This is a genomic window from Mycobacterium lehmannii (assembly GCF_002245535.1).
Taxonomy (GTDB): domain Bacteria; phylum Actinomycetota; class Actinomycetes; order Mycobacteriales; family Mycobacteriaceae; genus Mycobacterium; species Mycobacterium lehmannii.
In genome coordinates this window covers 68,939-86,486 of sequence record NZ_NKCN01000015.1, presented here as the reverse complement: position 1 = coordinate 86,486, position 17,548 = coordinate 68,939, and the positions used below count along the sequence as shown (strand labels likewise).

16 protein-coding genes are annotated in these 17,548 nt (G+C 68.5%); 12 read left to right on the top strand and 4 right to left on the bottom strand.

The features are described from left to right. The first annotated feature begins 22 nt into the window (after positions 1 to 22). Both CEX87_RS17405 and CEX87_RS17400 read left to right on the top strand, forming a co-directional pair. Positions 23 to 1,090, top strand: coding sequence for a threonine aldolase family protein (locus tag CEX87_RS17405; protein ID WP_094288263.1), 1,068 nt, complete (start codon positions 23 to 25; stop codon positions 1,088 to 1,090). 58 nt (positions 1,091 to 1,148) lie between these two features. Next, on the top strand, positions 1,149 to 2,015 hold the full coding sequence (locus CEX87_RS17400) for an acyl-CoA thioesterase (protein WP_233151423.1): 867 nt from the start codon (positions 1,149 to 1,151) through the stop codon (positions 2,013 to 2,015). A 52-nt stretch (positions 2,016 to 2,067) separates the two neighbouring features. Here CEX87_RS17400 and CEX87_RS17395 read toward each other — a convergent pair whose 3' ends face one another. The 3 genes from CEX87_RS17395 to CEX87_RS17385 are packed head-to-tail and all read right to left on the bottom strand — an operon-like array spanning position 2,068 to position 4,464. Next, positions 2,068 to 2,961, bottom strand: a complete 894-nt coding sequence (locus CEX87_RS17395) for a sucrase ferredoxin (RefSeq protein ID WP_064428031.1) — start codon at positions 2,959 to 2,961, stop codon at positions 2,068 to 2,070. Then, on the bottom strand, positions 2,958 to 4,202 hold the full coding sequence (locus tag CEX87_RS17390; RefSeq protein WP_094288311.1) for a cupin domain-containing protein: 1,245 nt from the start codon (positions 4,200 to 4,202) through the stop codon (positions 2,958 to 2,960). Before CEX87_RS17390 ends, CEX87_RS17395 begins: the two co-directional genes overlap by 4 nt. Before the next feature lie 13 nt (positions 4,203 to 4,215). Beyond that, complete coding sequence (locus tag CEX87_RS17385; protein WP_064396157.1) at positions 4,216 to 4,464, bottom strand: hypothetical protein; 249 nt, start codon at positions 4,462 to 4,464, stop codon at positions 4,216 to 4,218. Positions 4,465 to 4,548: 84 nt separating this feature from the next. On the opposite strand from CEX87_RS17385, the gene CEX87_RS17380 reads away from it, so the two are divergent. The 5 genes from CEX87_RS17380 (at position 4,549) to CEX87_RS17360 (ending at position 10,728) form a co-directional block, all read left to right on the top strand. Beyond that, complete coding sequence (locus tag CEX87_RS17380; RefSeq protein WP_064417815.1) at positions 4,549 to 5,268, top strand: NUDIX hydrolase; 720 nt, start codon at positions 4,549 to 4,551, stop codon at positions 5,266 to 5,268. Positions 5,269 to 5,362: 94 nt separating this feature from the next. Continuing rightward, positions 5,363 to 6,535 (top strand): acyl-CoA dehydrogenase family protein, encoded by a 1,173-nt coding sequence (locus CEX87_RS17375; RefSeq protein WP_094288261.1) that lies wholly within the window; start codon positions 5,363 to 5,365, stop codon positions 6,533 to 6,535. 7 nt (positions 6,536 to 6,542) lie between these two features. Then, on the top strand, positions 6,543 to 7,634 hold the full coding sequence (locus CEX87_RS17370) for an acyl-CoA dehydrogenase family protein (protein WP_064428033.1): 1,092 nt from the start codon (positions 6,543 to 6,545) through the stop codon (positions 7,632 to 7,634). Between the two features lie 69 nt (positions 7,635 to 7,703). Continuing rightward, positions 7,704 to 8,861, top strand: coding sequence for a metallophosphoesterase (locus CEX87_RS17365; RefSeq protein WP_094288259.1), 1,158 nt, complete (start codon positions 7,704 to 7,706; stop codon positions 8,859 to 8,861). A gap of 55 nt (positions 8,862 to 8,916) precedes the next feature. Then, complete coding sequence (locus tag CEX87_RS17360) at positions 8,917 to 10,728, top strand: fatty acyl-AMP ligase (RefSeq protein ID WP_094288257.1); 1,812 nt, start codon at positions 8,917 to 8,919, stop codon at positions 10,726 to 10,728. Here CEX87_RS17360 and CEX87_RS17355 read toward each other — a convergent pair. Beyond that, on the bottom strand, positions 10,725 to 11,696 hold the full coding sequence (locus CEX87_RS17355) for an aldo/keto reductase (RefSeq protein WP_064396229.1): 972 nt from the start codon (positions 11,694 to 11,696) through the stop codon (positions 10,725 to 10,727). The two genes, CEX87_RS17360 and CEX87_RS17355, sit on opposite strands and share 4 nt — an antisense overlap. A gap of 228 nt (positions 11,697 to 11,924) precedes the next feature. Between CEX87_RS17355 and CEX87_RS17350 the strand changes: the two genes are divergently transcribed. The 5 genes from CEX87_RS17350 (at position 11,925) to CEX87_RS17330 (ending at position 17,484) form a co-directional block, all read left to right on the top strand. After that, on the top strand, positions 11,925 to 13,046 hold the full coding sequence (locus tag CEX87_RS17350; RefSeq protein ID WP_094288255.1) for an alpha/beta hydrolase: 1,122 nt from the start codon (positions 11,925 to 11,927) through the stop codon (positions 13,044 to 13,046). Between the two features lie 38 nt (positions 13,047 to 13,084). Continuing rightward, entirely contained in the window at positions 13,085 to 14,161 is a 1,077-nt protein-coding gene (locus tag CEX87_RS17345) for an NAD-dependent epimerase/dehydratase family protein (protein ID WP_094288253.1), read from the top strand. Next, positions 14,162 to 15,370 carry a flavin-containing monooxygenase gene (locus CEX87_RS17340; RefSeq protein WP_094288251.1) on the top strand — a complete coding sequence of 403 codons (1,209 nt, stop codon included), beginning with the start codon at positions 14,162 to 14,164 and terminating at the stop codon, positions 15,368 to 15,370. It abuts the gene before it with no gap. Then, positions 15,367 to 16,479, top strand: a complete 1,113-nt coding sequence (locus tag CEX87_RS17335; RefSeq protein ID WP_094288249.1) for a spore photoproduct lyase family protein — start codon at positions 15,367 to 15,369, stop codon at positions 16,477 to 16,479. The genes CEX87_RS17340 and CEX87_RS17335 overlap by 4 nt, the downstream gene beginning before the upstream one ends. Before the next feature lie 249 nt (positions 16,480 to 16,728). After that, positions 16,729 to 17,484, top strand: a complete 756-nt coding sequence (locus CEX87_RS17330; RefSeq protein ID WP_094288247.1) for an SDR family oxidoreductase — start codon at positions 16,729 to 16,731, stop codon at positions 17,482 to 17,484. Positions 17,485 to 17,548 lie beyond the last annotated feature (64 nt).

The window sequence follows — 17,548 nt, the reverse complement described above, 5'->3', positions numbered from 1 at the left end:
CGCCCGATGGAAGGATGAGCGCGTGACCGTCGGGACACTTCACGACCTCCATCGGCGAGGCTTCGCCAGCGACAACAACGCCGGCGTGCATCCGGAGGTGCTCGCCGCGCTGGCCGCCGCCAACGGCGGCCACCAACCCGCATATGGGCAGGACGCGTATACCGCGCGGTTGCAGGAGGTGATCGGCGAGCACTTCGGCGCGGGCGCCGAGATTTATCCGGTCTTCAACGGCACCGGCGCGAATGTGGTTGCGCTGACCAGTGTTCTGCCGCGCTGGGGCGCCGTTGTCACCGCGTCGACCGCTCACATCCACACCGACGAAGCCGGCGCACCCGAGCGCATGACCGGGATCAAGCTGCTGACGGTGCCCACCACCGACGGCAAGCTGACCCCCGAACTCGTCGCCCGCGAGGCCTGGGGTTGGGGTGACGAGCATCGGGCCCAGCCGCTTGCGGTGAGCATCACCCAGACGACCGAGATGGGGACCGTGTACACGCCAGACGAGGTTCGGGCGGTGGTGGACTTCGCGCACGCCAATGGGATGGCGGTGCACATGGACGGGGCGCGGCTGTGGAATGCGGCAGCGGCGCTCGGTGTGCCGTTTCGGGCGTTCACCACGGACGCGGGGGTCGACGTCCTCAGCTTGGGCGGCACCAAGAACGGCCTGCTCGGCGCCGAGGCGGTGGTCGTGCTCGATAAGGCCCGTGCGAGCGGGCTGAAGTATCTGCGGAAGCTGACGATGCAGCTGGCCAGCAAAATGCGCTTCACTTCGGTGCAGCTGCTGACGCTTTTCGAGAACGACCTCGGCCTGCGCAGCGCCGCGCACGCGAACGCCATGACGGCGCGGCTGCGCTCTGCCCTCGAGGCCCACATCGCCGAGGGACCGCCGACCGGGCTCGTATTCACCCAGGAGAGCCCGGCGAACGCGATCTTCGCGTCGCTGCCGACCGATGCGGCCGACCGTGTCCGCCAGCGGGTGCGGTTTTACGACTGGGACCGCTCACGCGGCGAGGTGCGCTGGATGACGGCGTGGGACACCACCGAGGCCGACGTCGACGAGTTCGTGGCGGTGATCCTCGCCGAGCTGTGATTTGGGTGCAGTTTGTCGCGCTGAGCGCAACGAACCGCACCGAAATCGCACTGGCATGATGCCGGGGGTGACTTACCGCGCGCCGACCCTCGCCGACATCATCACCACGCTCGAAGTGGACCGACGGGGCGACCGGCACTTCGTCGCGACGCAACTCGACAACCCGGCACACCACATCGTGGGCGGACACATCGCCGGCCAGGCCCTGATGGCGGCCAGCAGGACGGCTCCCGGCCGCACGCCGCACAGCGCGCACGTCTACTACGTGCGCGCAGGCGATGCCCGCTATCCGGTCGACCTGCACGTTGACGTGGCACGCGACGGCGGAACGCTGTCGACGCGTCAGGTCACCGCGGTCCAGGACGACCAGATTCTGCTCGAGGCGCTGGTGTCGCTGAGCGCGCCCGTCGATTCACTCGACTATCACCGGCCGATTCCCGATGTGCCGGAACCGGATTCGCTTGCACCGGTGCAGCAGCAACTGGCGGCCTTCGCCGACGAGCACAACGGCTTCTGGGTGCGCCCGCAGCCGTTCGACCTGCGCTACATCGATGCGCCACCCCGCTTGGCGCTCGAGCTCGGCAAACCATCGCCGCGGATGCGGATGTGGTGGCGGCCGGGCGAGCCGGTGGCCGACGACGAGGTGCTGCACAGCTGCCTGCTGGCCTACCTGTCGGGCACGACGATGGTCGAGACGGCGCTCGCCATGCGCGGCGCCACTCCGATCGGGACGTTCAACGCGCTGATCGACCACGCGCTGTGGTTCCACCGGCCGGTCGACATGTCGGATTGGGTGCTGTCCGACCAGTTCTCGCCCAGCGGCGTCGCCGGTCGCGGGCTGACCACATCGACGATGTACAACCGGGCGGGCCAGCTGGTCTGCCTGGCGACCCAGGAACTGTATTTCGGCCGGGCCGCCGCCTGAACCTCACCGCCCGGTCGCACCGTCGAACTATTCCATCCCGTCCAGCGGCGGACTAGACCTCGTGGGGTCCCATGGAGCCGAGCGTGAATACGCGTACCTGACCTTCCACCCGAGCATGGCATTGCGACAGAAGGGGTTCGGACAACTCCTCGTGCAGGATCACCTCGATGGGACCGGCCTCACCGTCGAGCAAAACCTGAATGAGGTGCTCACCACGTTCGACGTGCAACGGGTGCAGCGCGTCGATACGGTCGTCGCCGTAGCGCTCGCGGGCGAAGTACTGGGCCGCCTGCACGGCGTGTGGAAGCGATGTGCGTCCGCGCAGGAACCGGTTGTCCAACCGGCCCTCGAGGTACAGGCGTACCAGCCCAGCGGCGTCCGCGGAGTCCACCCTGCCGTAGCACAGCCCTTCCGGCAGGATGAGCATGGTCGCGGCGAACCGGTCACCGCCGAGATGAGAACACTCCCAGGTGAATTCCGGGTACTCCGCAGCGATCGCGCGGCATGCGCTGCGGCCGCGCACCGCACAGCATTGGTCGTGCTTGCCGTGCGAGCAGATCGCGACCAGCGGATCGGTCGTCACGCTCCCGTCGCTGCCGTCCAGCGCGAGCTCGAGAAGGTCACGAGGGTCGTCGACCTCTCCGTGGTGCAGTGCCTCCTCGCCGACGCCGCAGTGCGCCACAAACCAACGCCACCGCGGTGTGTCGGGTCGACGGCCGTGCTTGCGGATCGCGGCGATGCGCATACCCGCCTTCTCGGCCCGACGCACGATCGCGCGGCCGAGTTGCGGGTCAATGCAGGCCGGTGACTGCAGGAACGCCGATGGGCCCCAGGCGCCGCTCAACTCGAACAGCAGCCACGACGAGCCCGCCGATGCAGTGCCGTACATCGGGTCGTCGCGGGCCAGCGATTGATCGCTGCACGGGATCCTCTTGGCGACCGTCATCCGGCGTCTGCCGGCGAGTTCCGTTGCACGGGAACGGCGCTGCTCATGGGAACGAGGACACCCTCCCGCAGCAACCGCCGGATCAGGACCGCCGCGTCGGCGGCGTCCAGGCCGGGCGTACTCGCCGCGTCGACGACGGTTCCCTCGTGCAGGGCACGAACGGCGGCGCCACAGATCTGCGGGAACGTGATGGTCCGGTCCGGCAGGCGCAGCACGATCCGGTCACCGGACTGGCCGACGGTTGCGCTCAGCCCATGTCGCCACCGGACGGCCGTCTGCGCGGCTCGCTCGGATGCCGCAAGGGCGGCCAGCGGCCGCACGGCCACGGGACGGGTCCGGTCGGCGTGACGCCTTGCCAAGTGCGCGGCAGCGCCCGCGCTCAGGGTCGCCGCATCGTCTCGCAGCGACCCGACCATTTCCGCCATGACCTTCGACACCGTCGCCATCGTCTCATCCGCATCGGCGGCACCCATGGGCAGAGACCCACGGAAGGCCGCGTCGGCGGCCAACTGGTCGACGACGGCGCGCGCCACGTCGGCCGCCGTCACCGGGGAGATCCCGATGGTGAGGTGGATCGACGTCATCTGCAACGCCTGCGCCGAATGCACCCACCCGCGCGGCAGATAGAGGGCGTCGCCCTCCTCGAGCACCGTGTCGATGACCGGCGCGTCTCGCGCCACCCGTTTATCGATCGCCGCGCGATGCCCCGTCCACGGCTGCGACGGCAGCGGGTGCTCGTACACCGGCTCGTGCACAATCCAGCGCTTCTGCCCCGACACCTGCAGAACGAAGACGTCGTGTACGTCGTAGTGCGGATCAAAGCCCCGGTTCACCGGCGGGGTGATGTAGGCGTTGGCCTGCACCGGATGGCCGAACTCGTCGACCGCCTGCCGGACGAAGTCGATGAGCGGAGGCCACAGCCGGTGCAGGCCCTGCAGCACTATCGTTGCGCCCGAGGCGAACTGGCTCAGCAGCTTGGCCGAGTCGATCTGGTCGGCAATCTCCGCGCCGAAGCCGGCAGGCCCCAGATAGCAGTCCTTGGGCAGGACGTCGCCCTCTTTGGCCAGCCGGATGAACGGCGCGCGAACCCCGCGCTCGGCGATCAGTTCGTCGACCGTCTCGGGCGAGAGCAGATCGCTGAAGTCGCGGGGCAACGCGTCGGCCCGGGTGAGCAACGGTTGACGGCCCCAGTACTCGTTGGCGAACCGTCGGGCGTCAACCGCAGCGCAGCGCCGAAGCATCATCGGTCAGGGGTCACGCGGTTCCGTCGGCGCCGCCGTCGTGTCCTTCGGGGTTGGAGCCGCCGTCGGCGACACCCTCGCCACCGGCTGTGCCGTCGGCGCCGCCGTCGTGTCCTTCGGGGTTGGAGCCGCCGTCGGCGACACCCTCGCCACCCGCTGTGCCGTCGGCGCCGCCGTCGTGTCCTTCAGGGTTGGAACCGCCGTCAGCGGTCCCCTCGCCGCCTGCGCCCGAGGTGGTCATGTCGTCATCGTCGAGTGCCATGTCGATCCCTTCCGTATGGGCTGTGGTCTGGAGGGAGTTGCCCCGGACGGTGCCGACGAAACCCCGCGAAACTATGGTCGAGCGGTGACGATCACCTACGACGAGTCGCTGCGCGAGCGGATCGAAGCGAACCTGTCGGGACACGACCGTCGCGCCGTGAGCGATCCGACGAAACGCCACGCCGCGGTCGCCGTCGTGCTCGTCGACTCCGAGGTCGGCGAGGACAGGGTGGACCCTGTCGACGTCGAAGGCTGGAACGACGGGCGAGGCATGCCCGATGCCCGGCTCGACGGCCGGATGGTCGACGTCTCCGGTGGCGCCGCTTTCTTCCTGTGCCGCAGGGCATCCAGGTTGACGTCGCACGCCGCGCAGTGGGCGTTGCCGGGCGGCCGGCTGGACCCGGGCGAGACCGTGGTCGACGCGGCGTTGCGCGAGCTCGACGAGGAGGTCGGTGTCAGGCTGCCGGATTCGACGGTGTTGGGTCTGCTCGACGACTACCCGACGCGGTCGGGATACGTCATCACCCCGGTGGTGATCTGGGGCGGGGGACGGCTCGACCCGCGGCCTGCGCCAGAGGAGGTCGTCGCGGTGTACCGGGTCGGCCTGCATCAGCTGCAGCGCCCCGACTCCCCGCGGTTCATCGAGATTCCGGAGAGCCCACGACCCGTCGTGCAGGTCCCGCTGGGCAACGACCTGATCCACGCGCCGACCGGCGCCGTGCTCCTGCAGTTGCGTTGGCTGTGCCTGGAGGGCCGTCACGATCCGGTCGACGAACTCGAGCAACCGGTCTTCGCATGGAAGTAGGACGAGCACAATGCGGATGGAGCCACATAGATGGGCAAGCCGGGCCGAAGGCGGGTACCCGGCCGGCAACCGCACGAGAGGAACGGGGTAGACCGTGAAGTTGGCGTTGAGTGACGAGGACGCGGCATTCCGCGAGGAGCTGCGACGGTTCTACACCTCCGAGATTCCCGAGGACATCCGCGAGCGGGGCAAGACCGGGCACTCGAAGTTCCCCGAGGACATGGTCACCAGCCAGCGGATCCTGCACGCCAACGGCCTGGCCGTACCAAACTGGCCGGTCGAGTGGGGCGGTAAGGACTGGACGCCGCTGCAGCGACAGATCTGGCTCGACGAGATGCAGCTAGCCGGCGTCCCCGAACCGCTGGCGTTCAACACCAAGATGGTGGGCCCGGTGATCGCCCAGTTCGGCTCGCAGGCCATGAAGGAACGGTTCCTGCCGCCTACGGCCAACATCGACATCTGGTGGTGTCAGGGCTTCTCCGAACCGGAGGCCGGCTCCGACCTCGCGTCGCTGCGGACCACGGCCGTGCGCGACGGGGACACCTACGTCGTCAACGGCCAGAAGACGTGGACGACGCTCGGCCAGTACGCCGACTGGATCTTCCTGCTGGCGCGCACCGACCCGAACGCGCCCAAGCGCCAGGCCGGTATCTCCTTCCTGTTGGCCGAGATGTCGACGCCGGGCATCACACTGCGCCCGATCGAGCTGATCGACGGCAGCTACGAGGTCAACGAGGTCTTCTTCGAGGACGTGCGAATCCCGGCCGACCAACTCGTCGGCGAGGAGAACCAGGGCTGGACCTACGCCAAATTCCTGCTCGGCAACGAGCGCACCGGCATCGCCCGCATCGGGCTGACCAAACTGTGGATGGCACAGGTGAAGGAACACGCCGCCAAGCTCGAGGTCAACGGCACACCGCTGCTCGAGGACCCGCTGTTCGCGGCGCGGGTGGCCGAGATCGAAACCGGGCTGCTCGCGCTGGAGCTCACGCAGATGCGGGTCAGCGGATCCGAGGCCGACGGTAAGCCCAACCCCGCGTCGTCGATCCTCAAGCTGCGCGGCAGCCAGCTGCAGCAGGCCGCCACCGAGCTGTTCGTCGAGGTGGCCGGGCCGGAGGCACTGCCGTTCGACGCCGGTGATATCGACGTGCCGACCTGGGCGCAGGACGCCGCGCCCCGCTACTTGAACTATCGGAAGACGTCGATCTACGGCGGTACCAACGAGGTTCAACGCAACATCATCGCTTCGACCATCCTGGGATTGTGAGCCTGCCGTGGATTTCGATCTGACCGAGGAACAGCAACTACTGCGCGACGTCACCCGCGACGTGCTGGCGGGCCGCGAAAGCGTCCGGCCCGAAGGCGAACCCGGCTGGAGCCGTGAGGTGTGGGGCCAACTGGCCGAGGTGGGCATCCTCGGGCTCGGTTTCGACCCGACGGAGGCCGGCCAGATCGAGGTGATGGTGGTGCTGACCGAGGTCGGCAGGCGGCTCGCGCCCGAACCGGTCGCGCAGGCCGCGATGGTCCCCGGCGCCCTGATCGCCGAGGTGGGCAGCGACCAGCAGAAGGGGATTCTCGAAGCCGTGGCGACCGGCGAGACGTTGCTGGCCTTCGCGCATGCGGAGCCCGGCGCGCGGCTGCCGTCGGCCGAACCCGCCACGCGCGCCGAACAGAGCGGCGATACCTGGACGCTCACCGGGCGCAAGAATCCGGTGCTGGCCGGCGACACCGCCGACACGATCGTCGTGACCGCGGCGCTGCCCGGCGGCGGCGTGGGGCTGTTCGTCGTCAATGGCGCGGCGGTGAATCGGACGCCGTATCGGACGTTCGACGGCCGCGGTGGTGCACAGCTCGAGTTCGACTCCACACCCGCCGAACCTCTTGGCGGGGGCGGGGATGCGATCGAACACGTGGCGCGAACGGTCATCCGCTATCAGTCGGCACTGTGCTCGGAGGCGGTCGGAGCGATGGAGGAGGCGCTGCGGCTCACCACCGAGTACCTCACCAGCCGAAAGCAATTCGGCGTTCCGCTGAGCAAGTTCCAGACGCTGACGCAACGTGCGGCCGACATGTACGTCTCGCTCGAACTCGCGCGCAGCATGAACTACTACGCCGCGATGACGATCGCCGACGGCAGGTTCGACCCGGTGATCGCCGCACGGGCCAAGTTCCAGATCGGGCGCTCGGGCCGGCATATCGCGCAGGAGGCGATCCAGCTGCACGGCGGTATCGGGATGACCGCGGAGTATCCCGTCGGCCACTACGCGGCGCGGCTCACGGCCATCGACAACACGTTCGGTACCACCGACGACCAGCTCCGCACGCTGATTGAGCACGTCGGCGACTACGGAACGGTCTCGCTGTAACACCTGCGATTTCGGTGCGCTACCAGTCGCCAATCGATCGGTAGCGCACCGAAACCACTGAAAGGCGCCATGTTCATCGTCATCCTGGGCACGGTGCTCGCGCTGATGCACGCCTATTTGTGGAAGCGCCTGATCAAGGACACCACCCGGCCGGGCAGGGTCCGCTGGATACTGAGCGTCGGCTTCGCCGGGTTGGCGGGGCTGCTTCTCGCGGCGCTGTTCCTGCCCCGGCTGACCGGTCCGGTCGATGCGGGGTGGTACGCCTGGCCTGGCTATGTGTGGTTCGGGCTGGCCGCATACCTGCTGCTGATGTTGCTGGTGCTCGAACCCGTACGGCTGGTGCTGCGAGGGTGGGTCCGCGAGGCGCCGGCGGCGACACCCGAGGATCCGAAAGGGTTGAGCCGCCGGTTGTTCCTGGCCCGCGCGAGCGCCGTGGCCGCGGGTGCCGCGTCGGTGGGCCTGGTCGGCGTCGGCACGGCCACCGCGGTGGGGCCGCCCGACGTGCTGCGGGTGCCGGTGCGGCTGCGCAACCTGGACCCGGCGTTTCGCGGGTTTCGCGTTGCGGTGGTGTCCGACATCCACCTCGGACCCCTGGCAGGCAGGGCACACACCGCGCAGATCGTCGAGATGATCAACGAGACCGCCCCCGACCTCGTCGCGATCGTCGGTGACGTCGTCGACGGCTCCGTCGCCGAACTCGGCCCGGCCGCAGCGCCATTGGGCGATCTGACCGCCCGCGAGGGTTCTTTCTTCGTCACCGGGAACCACGAGTACTTCGTCGGCGACACACTGGAATGGCTACGCGAGATGGAGCGGTTGGGCATTCAACCGCTGCGCAACGAAAACACCCCGATCCGCCGTGGCGGTGCGGTCCTCAACCTGGCGGGGGTCAACGACCTTGCCGGTGAGAGAGTTTCGGACGGACCGGATTTCGACCGCGCCCTCGCGGGGGTTTCGTCCGCCGGGCCGACGGTGCTGCTTGCGCACCAGCCGGTGCTCGTCGAGGAGGCCGCCGCGCGCGGGGTCGACCTGCAGCTGTCCGGGCACACCCACGGCGGGCAGATGTGGCCGTTCCACTACGTCGTGCGCGCCGTGCAACCCGCGCTCGCGGGCCTGTCGACCGTCGAGGACACCCAGTTGTACGTGACCCGCGGCGCCGGCTACTGGGGTCCGCCGGTGCGTATCGGAGCCCCGCCGGACATCACAGTGCTGACGTTGGAGCAGTAACCCCTCTGGTACAGCCGTACCAGGAGTCAGCGCAGCCGGTACCTAGACTGCTCCCATGACGTCCCGTCCCGTACCGCACGACGGGTTGCTGCGGATCGAGGACTGCCTGGACGCCGACGGCCAGATCGCGGTGCCCGCCGGGGTGAACCTGATCTCGCTGATCGACCGCAACATCGCCAATGTCGGCGACGCGCCTGCTTACCGCTACCTCGACCACACCGGAGACGGGCGGGTCGTCGAGCTCACCTGGAAACAACTCGGCGTCCGCCTGCGAGCGGTCGCCGCGAGCCTGCAACGCGTGACCCGGAGGGGTGACCGCGTCGCGATACTTGCGCCGCAGGGACTCGACTACGTCGTCGCCTTCTTCGGTGCGATCAAAGCGGGCGCGATCGCGGTCCCGCTGTTCGCGCCCGAGCTACAGGGCCACGCACAACGACTGGAGACCGCACTGCGCGACTGCGAACCGTCGGTCGTGGTGACTACAGCGGTCGCGGCCGCGAACGTGCGCAGCTTCCTGTCCGGCCTCGACGGCGTCCCGACTCCGCGCGTCGTCGTTCTCGACGAAATCAGCGCGACAGTCGAATTCGAGCCGGTGGAGCTGCCGCTCGACGCCGTATCCCATCTGCAGTACACCTCGGGTGCGACGCGACCCCCGGTCGGCGTCGAGATCACGCACCGCGCGGTCGGCACGAACCTGATCCAGATGATCCTGTCCATCGACCTCCTCGACCGAAAAGTGCACGGTGTCAGCTGGTTACCGCTGTTCCACGACATGGGCCTTTCGATGATCGGGTTTCCCGCCGTGTACGGCGGACATTCGACGCTGATGTCGCCCACCGCGTTCATCCGTCGCCCGCAACGCTGGCTCAGGGCGCTGTCGGACGGGTCGCGCGAAGGCCGCGTGGTCACGGCGGCACCGAATTTCGCTTACGAATACGCCGCACAACGCGGCCAACCCGCAGAAGGTGACGCCCTGGACCTGAGCAAGGCGGTGCTCATCATCGGCTCGGAGCCCGTCAGCATCGACGCGATCACCGCCTTCAACGACGCGTTCACGCCATACGGCTTGCCGCCGAACGCATTCCGGCCGTCCTACGGAATCGCCGAGGCCACACTGTTCGTCGCGACCATCGAACCCGACGCCCGCGCCACCGCGGTGCACCTCGACCGCGCGCAGCTCAGGGCGGGCCGTGCGGTGCCCGTCGCCGGCGATTCGCCCCATGCGGTGGCCCACGTGTCCTGCGGAAAGGTGGCGCGCAGCCAGTGGGCCGTCATCGTCGATCCCGACACCGGCGCCGAACTCCCCGACGGAAGTGTCGGTGAGATCTGGCTGCACGGCGACAACCTCGGGCGCGGCTACTGGGGTCGACCCGACGAGTCGCGCCACGCCTTCGGCGCCCGGCTCGGGTCCCGGATCACGCCCACCAGCCACGCGGAAGGCGTTGCCGAGGAAGCGAACTGGTTGCGTACCGGCGATCTCGGCGTCTACCTCGACGGTGAGTTGTTCGTCACCGGACGGCGCGCCGATCTAATCGTCATCGACGGCAGACACCACTATCCGCAGGACATCGAGTCGACCGCCGAAGGCGCCTCGGCGATGGCACGAGCCGGACATGTCACCGCGTTCACCGTGCCCGCGCCCCACGGTGCAGGCCTCGTGATCGTCGCCGAACGCGCGACAGGAACCGCTCGCAACGACCCCGCACCGGAGATCGACGCGATCCGCGCCGATGTGCTTGCGCGGCACGGGATCCCGGTCGCCGACATCCGGTTCGTCGCTGCCGGTGTCATTCCGCGCACGACCAGCGGCAAGCTGGCCCGCGGTGCCTGCCGCAGCGAGTACCTCGACGGGAAGCTGAAAGGTTAGCGGGCGCCGAGCTTCTCACGCACCGTGTCCGCCAGGGAGCGAGCCGCGGACACCGGACGGAAAGCGCGGGCGGCGGCGGTGAGCGCCTCCTGCGCATCGGTGCTGAGCTCGATGTCGGCGGCTGCCACGTTGAACTCGAGTTGTTCGACGCTGGACGCGCCGGGGATCGCAACGACGTTGGGCAGGTGGATCAGCCACGCCAGCGCCACCTGCGCGGGTTTCGCGCCGACATCGGCGGCGACGTCGCGCAGCGTCTGCAGCAGCGGTTCGGCCCGCCGCAGGTTCTCGGTACCGAACAGCGGGTTCGTCGCGCGCACGCCGCCGGGCCGGTTGTCGGGGCCGTACTTGCCGCCGAGCAGGCCCTGGGCCAGCGGACTGTAAGCGATCACGATGCGGTTCTCCCGCTCGGCGAACGGCACCAGACGTTCGAGCGCCTGGGGATGGGCCAGCGAGAAGTGCACCTGATTGCTGATCACCGGTCGTCCGAGCGCGGTGTCGGCCCGCTGCCAGCGCGACAGCGAGTAGTTCGACACGCCCGCCGCGCCGATCACGCCGTCGTCGATCAGGTCGCGCATCCCCGGCATGATCACCGAATCGGGTACCACCGGGTTGGACTGGTGGATCTGATACAGCGGGATCTTCTGCAGCCCCAGCCGCCGCGCGCTGGCGTGCGCGCGCTGCTTGACCACCGCTGGGAACGGGGCGACCGGGAAGACCTTGCTGGCCACCGCCACGTCGGCGCGCTGGTCGCCCAGCGCCTCGCCGAGGATCCGTTCGCTCTTGCCGAAACCATAGATCTCGGCCGTGTCGAACAACGTGACGCCCAGCGCCAGCGAACGCTGCACGATTTCTCGCGCCGGACCGGCGGCGTAACTGTCGCCGTAGCCCCACTCCCGAGACCCGAACTGCCAGGTCCCAAGCCCAATGCGGCTTACCCGGCCCACTCCCTCGACCTCCAAGTACTTCACGGAGGCCACAGTACTGACGCATCAGATCGATAACGGCGGGTTTTGGCGCCCCAAGGCCGGGGTATGTGAGGCGCGCTGCAGAAAGTCGGCATGACACAAGTCTCGAAAGGCGTAACGCATGCTCGAGTTCATCTGCCCCACGTGCGGGCATTTCAGCCTCGAAGAGGTCGTTTGCAAGCCCTGCAGCGGCCGGGCGGGCGAGCCCGACCTGGCGATGGCCGGCTGACCATGTCTCTTTACCGCTCGCTGCATCCGTTCGATCTCGTCATGGCCTCGACGCGGATGTACGCGTCGCTGCCCGTGGTCGGCAAGCACCTCGAGCCGTTTGCCGGCCTGACCGCGATGATGATGTACGGCCACCACTACGCACCGGCAGCGCTCCGCGGCATGGCCTCGCGCCGACTGAGCCCCGACGCCGCAGAGGCCGCGCCCGCCGATGTGCCCGGTGAGGCCATCACGCCTTCGCGCGGGAAGCGCACGCCGCCCTATCTGCGTTTCCGCGCTCAGCGCCAGCGGTGCCTTTATCGCAGCTCGGTGCGCTACGGCGACCATCCCGCGCAGCTGCTCGACGTGTGGCGGCTGCCCGACCTGCCGCCCGATGCGCCGGTGCTGCTGTTCGTCCCCGGCGGCGCGTGGGTGCATGGCTCCCGCGTCATGCAGGGCCACACGATGTTGCACCACCTGGTCAAGCAGGGCTGGGTCTGTCTGACCATGGACTACCGGGTGTCCCCGGTGCACCGCTGGCCCCGTCATATCGCCGACGTCAACGCCGCGATCGCGTGGGCCCGGGCCAACGTCGACAAGTACGGCGGCGACCGAAACTTCGTCGCGGTCGCGGGCTGCTCCGCGGGCGGACACCTGGCCTCCCTGGCGGCCCTCACCCCCGGCGACCCGAGGTTCCGCGGCGAGCTCACCGACGACGCCGACACCACCGTCGACGCGGTGGTCGGGATCTACGGGCGCTACGACTGGCAGGACCGGTCGACCCCCACCCGTAAGAACTTCCAGAACTTCCTGGAACGAGTTGTCGTAGGCCGCTCGCAGTCCAAGCACCCCGACGTGTTCGAGGCCGCCTCACCGCTGGCCCGCATCCACGCGGACGCGCCGCCGTTCTTCCTCATCCACGGGGAGCAGGACACCATCATCCCGGTCGGTGAGGCCCGCGTATTCGCCGACAAGCTGAGCGCGGTGTCACGAAACCCGGTGGAGTACAGCGAGATTCGGCGTGCCGGTCACGCATTCGACCTCGTTGACTCGTCTCATGCGCGACGGCTGGCGGTCGAGGTCGGCAGGTTCCTCAACGACGCCCGCGCTCGCCAACTCGAGGGTGAGACCGCCGCGGCCGTATAGCTCGTGTTGATAGGGCGCGTTGCGGGAAGTCTTTCGGCATGCGCATCGTCATCACCGGAGCCTCCGGCAACGTCGGGACCGCGCTGCTGCGGCGGCTGACAGAGAGCGACACCGGACACGACATCGTCGGCGTGGTGCGAAGGCCGCCCGAGCCGACCGGCGTCTACGGGCGCATTCGCTGGCTCAATCTCGACCTCGCCGACCCGGATGCGGCGACCCAGTTGCGCGGGGTCTTCGACGGCGCCGACGCCGTCATCCACCTCGCGTGGGGTTTTCAGCCGACCCGCAACACCGAATACCTGAACCGCGTCGGCGTCGGCGGCACCACGGCCGTCCTCGAGGCCGCCCATGACGCGCGGGTCGGCCGGCTTGTGCACCAGTCGTCGGTGGGCGCGTACGCGCCGGGCCGCTACGGCCAGTACGTCGACGAGTCATGGCCGACCACCGGCATCCGGACTTCGCCCTACAGCCGCGACAAGTCGGACGTGGAAGCGCTGCTCGACGACTACGAACGCCAGAACGGCGAGGCGGGCGTCCCGATCGCGCGGATGCGCCCCGGCTTCATCGTGCAGCGCGCCGCGGCCAGCGGCCTGATGCGTTACGCGCTGCCCGGCTACGTGCCGATGCTCGCGGTTCCGCTCCTTCCCGTGCTGCCGCTCGACCGCCGCTTGTGCATCCCGCTGGTCCACGCAGACGATGTCGCCGACGGGCTGGCCAGGGTGGTCGGACGTGGTGCCAGCGGACCGTTCAACCTGGCGGCCGAACCCCCGGTGGGCCGCGAGCAGGTCGCCGAGGTGCTGAACGCCAAACCGGTCCACGTGCCGTCGGGGGTGCTCGGGGCTCTGGTCGATGTCAGCTGGCGGGCGCGGCTGCAGCCCATCGATCGGGGCTGGATCGACATGGCGTTCAGCGTTCCGCTGCTGGACTGCGGGCGCGCCCAGGCCGAACTGGAGTGGGCGCCACGGTGGAATGCGGTCGACGCGCTCGCCGACGTCATCGGCGGAGTGGCTCAGGAGGCGCACGCCGAGAGCCCGCCCCTGCGGCGCCGGTCGCTGATCGAACAGTTCCAACGCGACCTCACCAAGGGCTTGCTGACCAAAAGACACCTGCCCTAGATGGCCGAGCACGACGAGTCCGTCGTCATCGTCGGGGCGGGTCCCTGCGGGCTGGCGATCGCACGTCAGCTCCGCCACGAGTGCGATGTCGATGCGCTCGTGGTGGATCGCGCCGACGCCGTCGCATCGGCGTGGCGCAACCGCTACGACGGGTTCCGGCTCAACACCTGCGGGTGGTGGTCGCATCTGCCCGGGCAGCGGATCCCTCTGCGCTACGGGCGCTGGCCGACCCGAGACGACATGGTCGACTACTTCGACGATTACGTACGTCGACAGCGCATTCGATTGGCTCTGGGCCGCACCGTGGTTCGGGTCGACCGCGAGCCGCACGGTTGGCGGCTGGATACCGACGGTGCGCCGATCACCTCGGCTGCCGTCGTCGTCGCGACCGGCAACTACCACACGCCTGCGCTGCCCGAGTGGCCGGGAATCGAGGGGTTCACCGGTGAGGTGCTGCACTCCGAGCACTACCGCAATGCCACGCCGTACGCCGGCCGCGACGTCCTGGTGGCGGGCGCGGGGAACTCGGCGACCGACATCGCGTTGCAGCTCAGCGACGGGATGGCCCGCCGCGTGTGGATGGCGGTTCGCACGCCCCCGCATCTCGTCCCGCGGTCGGCCGCAGGAATTCCGGTCGACGCGTTCAGCGCCGCGTTCGAGCGCCTGCCGGTGCCGGTGCTGGATCAGGCGGCCGCATTGATGCGCAGGGTGTGGTTCGGAGACCTTGACCGCCAGGGCCTGCCCGCACCCCGCAGCGGCATCTACACGGCGCTGTTGACCGACGAGCAGATTCCGACGATCGGCGACGAGCTCGTCCCGCATGTCAAAGCCGGGCGCATCGAGATCGTCGCAGCAGTGGACTCGTTCGATGGCGACAGCGTGGTGCTCTCGGACGGCAGCACACTGTCTGCCGACGTGGTGATCGCCGCGACCGGTTATCGGCGAGGACTGGAACCGCTGGTCGGCCACCACGGCGTGCTGGACGAGGCGGGTCGGCCGAAGGTCAACGGGCTTCCGTGTGCCGCGCCGGGGCTGTGGTTCGCCGGATACGACGAGCCGCTGATCGGGCCGCTTCGGTCCTTCCGGATGCAGGCCTCGCCGATTGCGCGCGACATCGCGGGCCATCTCTCGGGAGGTGACGAACATCATTGCCCGTCAACAAGATCAACTGCATCGGAGTGTGTCCGTCGTTCGTTGAACGAACCATGACCTCGACGGTGAACTCCAACGTCGTGCAGCGACGCACACCGGCCGCCCTCGCCGACCGGCTGCTCGACATCAAGCGGATCTACCACGAGCCCGACATCGAACGGTTCCCCCGCGCGCGTCAGGTGCTCGAGCGCTACCCCGACGCCGAGCGCATCGAGGTGCTGTCACATCAGGCGATACCGGGTCTGTACGGAAACGAGGGCAACGTCGAGGACTGGGTCCGCAACAAGCGGGAAGTCCTGGTGCTGGGCGAGAAGAAGAGCCTGAGTGCGCGCCGCAACGAGCGGTCCAGCGACTGGATCGCACCGTCCACCGCGAACGGCTGCGCGATGGCGTGCTCGTACTGCTACGTCCCGCGCCGTAAGGGCTACGCCAACCCGATCACGGTGTTCACCAACATCGAGAAAATCACCCGATACCTCGAACGTCACGCCGCGCGGCAAGGTGTGAAGCCGCAACCGAACCAATGCGATCCCGTCGACTGGGTCTACGACATCGGCGAGAACAGCGACTGTTCGGTGGACGCGATGGTCTCCGACAACGTGCGCGATCTCGTCGAATTGTTCGCGCGAATTCCCAACGCCAAAGCCAGCTTCGCGACCAAACTCGTCAACCGCGATCTGCTCGACTACGACCCGCGCGGCGGAACCCGCGTGCGGTTCAGCTTGATGCCGGCCGAGACGTCGCGGGTGCTCGACGTGCGCACGTCGAAGATCGCCGAGCGGATCGCCGCGATCGACGATTTCGTCGACGCCGGCTACGAAGTCCACTTGAACTTCAGTCCCGTTGTCGTCCACGAGAATTGGCTCGCAGACTGGGCGGAGTTACTCGAACAGGTCGCCGACGGCACGTCGGATCGCACCAAGCGGCAGTTGGCCGCCGAGATCATCTTCCTGACCCACAACGAGGGTCTGCACGACGTCAACCTCGGCTGGCATCCCAAAGGGGAGGACCTGCTGTGGCGCCCAGATCTTCAACAGGTCAAGCGCAGCCAGAGCGGGCAGTGGAATGTGCGGTACAAGTCGCCGTGGAAGGGCCGCTGGGTCACCGAGCTGACCGACCTGATCGCCGCCAAACTGCCGGCGTGCCGGGTGCGCTACGCGTTCTGACGGGCCCCTCAACCGCCCTGATGGGCCCCTCAACTGCCCTGATGGGCCCCTCAACCGCCCTGATGGGCCCCTCAACTGCCCTAACGGGTCCCTCAACTGCCGCGAGCGACCGCGCAATGCCGGATGTGCGCGGCGTGTTGCGTACAGACGCGGTCGCTCGCGGGGCGGGTCTCGGGGACAGGGGATGAGTTCGCGAGCCGTCATCCGTTCTGGCGGACAGGAAGCTGTCGAACAAACGGAAGGCTCATCATGAAGATCGTCGTCATCGGCGGAACCGGCCTCATCGGTTCGAAACTGGTGCAGATACTGGACCGGCAGGGCCACGACACGGTGGCCGCGGCGCCGTCGACCGGCGTCAACACGTTCACCGGCGAGGGCCTGCGCGATGTGCTCGAAGGCGCCGACGTGGTTGTCGACGTGTCGAACTCGCCGCAGCTCGATGACTCGGCCCAAGAGTTCTTCCGGACCGCGACGACGAACCTGCTCGAGGCCGAAGAAGCCGCAGACGTCGGCCACCACGTCGCGCTGTCGGTGGTGGGCACCGAGGAGATGGCCCCGCAGAGCGGCTACTTCCAGGCCAAACTCGACCAGGAACGGCTGATCAGCGACGGGCCGATCCCGTTCACCATCGTGCACGCCACGCAGTTCTTCGAGTTTCTGCAGACGCTCGCCGACTCGGCGACCGAGGGCGACACGGTGCGGATGCCACCGGTGTACTTCCAGCCGATGGCCGCCGCCGACGTCGCCGAGGGCCTCGCGATCGCCGCGGTGAACGAGCCGGTGAACCGCATCGTCGAGATCGGTGGACCGGTGGAGTTCCTGCTGCCCGATCTGATCCGGACCGCGCTGACCGCCCGCGGCGACACCCGTCAGGTCATCGCCGACCCCTCGGCGAAATACTGGGGTATCGACCTGGCCGAACGCACCCTCGTGCCCGGTGAGCGCGCGACGTTGTTCGGCACGCGCTTCGAGGACTGGATTCTGGCGGCCGCCGCCACCGCCTGACCCCCACCCCGGCGGCGGTTTGTGCACGTACGGGAGCGCTGACCGCTCCCGGATGTGCACAAAT

What these genes read in the sequence shown, in the direction of transcription:
- CEX87_RS17400 (WP_233151423.1), top strand. Translation starts at nt 1,149, where the DNA reads ATGCCGGGGGTGACTTACCGCGCGCCGACCCTCGCCGACATCATCACC.
- CEX87_RS17395 (WP_064428031.1), bottom strand. Translation starts at nt 2,961, where the DNA reads ATGACGGTCGCCAAGAGGATCCCGTGCAGCGATCAATCGCTGGCCCGC.
- CEX87_RS17390 (WP_094288311.1), bottom strand. Translation starts at nt 4,202, where the DNA reads ATGCTTCGGCGCTGCGCTGCGGTTGACGCCCGACGGTTCGCCAACGAG.
- CEX87_RS17385 (WP_064396157.1), bottom strand. Translation starts at nt 4,464, where the DNA reads ATGGCACTCGACGATGACGACATGACCACCTCGGGCGCAGGCGGCGAG.
- CEX87_RS17365 (WP_094288259.1), top strand. Translation starts at nt 7,704, where the DNA reads ATGTTCATCGTCATCCTGGGCACGGTGCTCGCGCTGATGCACGCCTAT.
- CEX87_RS17360 (WP_094288257.1), top strand. Translation starts at nt 8,917, where the DNA reads ATGACGTCCCGTCCCGTACCGCACGACGGGTTGCTGCGGATCGAGGAC.
- CEX87_RS17350 (WP_094288255.1), top strand. Translation starts at nt 11,925, where the DNA reads ATGTCTCTTTACCGCTCGCTGCATCCGTTCGATCTCGTCATGGCCTCG.
- CEX87_RS17345 (WP_094288253.1), top strand. Translation starts at nt 13,085, where the DNA reads ATGCGCATCGTCATCACCGGAGCCTCCGGCAACGTCGGGACCGCGCTG.
- CEX87_RS17340 (WP_094288251.1), top strand. Translation starts at nt 14,162, where the DNA reads ATGGCCGAGCACGACGAGTCCGTCGTCATCGTCGGGGCGGGTCCCTGC.
- CEX87_RS17335 (WP_094288249.1), top strand. Translation starts at nt 15,367, where the DNA reads ATGACCTCGACGGTGAACTCCAACGTCGTGCAGCGACGCACACCGGCC.
- CEX87_RS17330 (WP_094288247.1), top strand. Translation starts at nt 16,729, where the DNA reads ATGAAGATCGTCGTCATCGGCGGAACCGGCCTCATCGGTTCGAAACTG.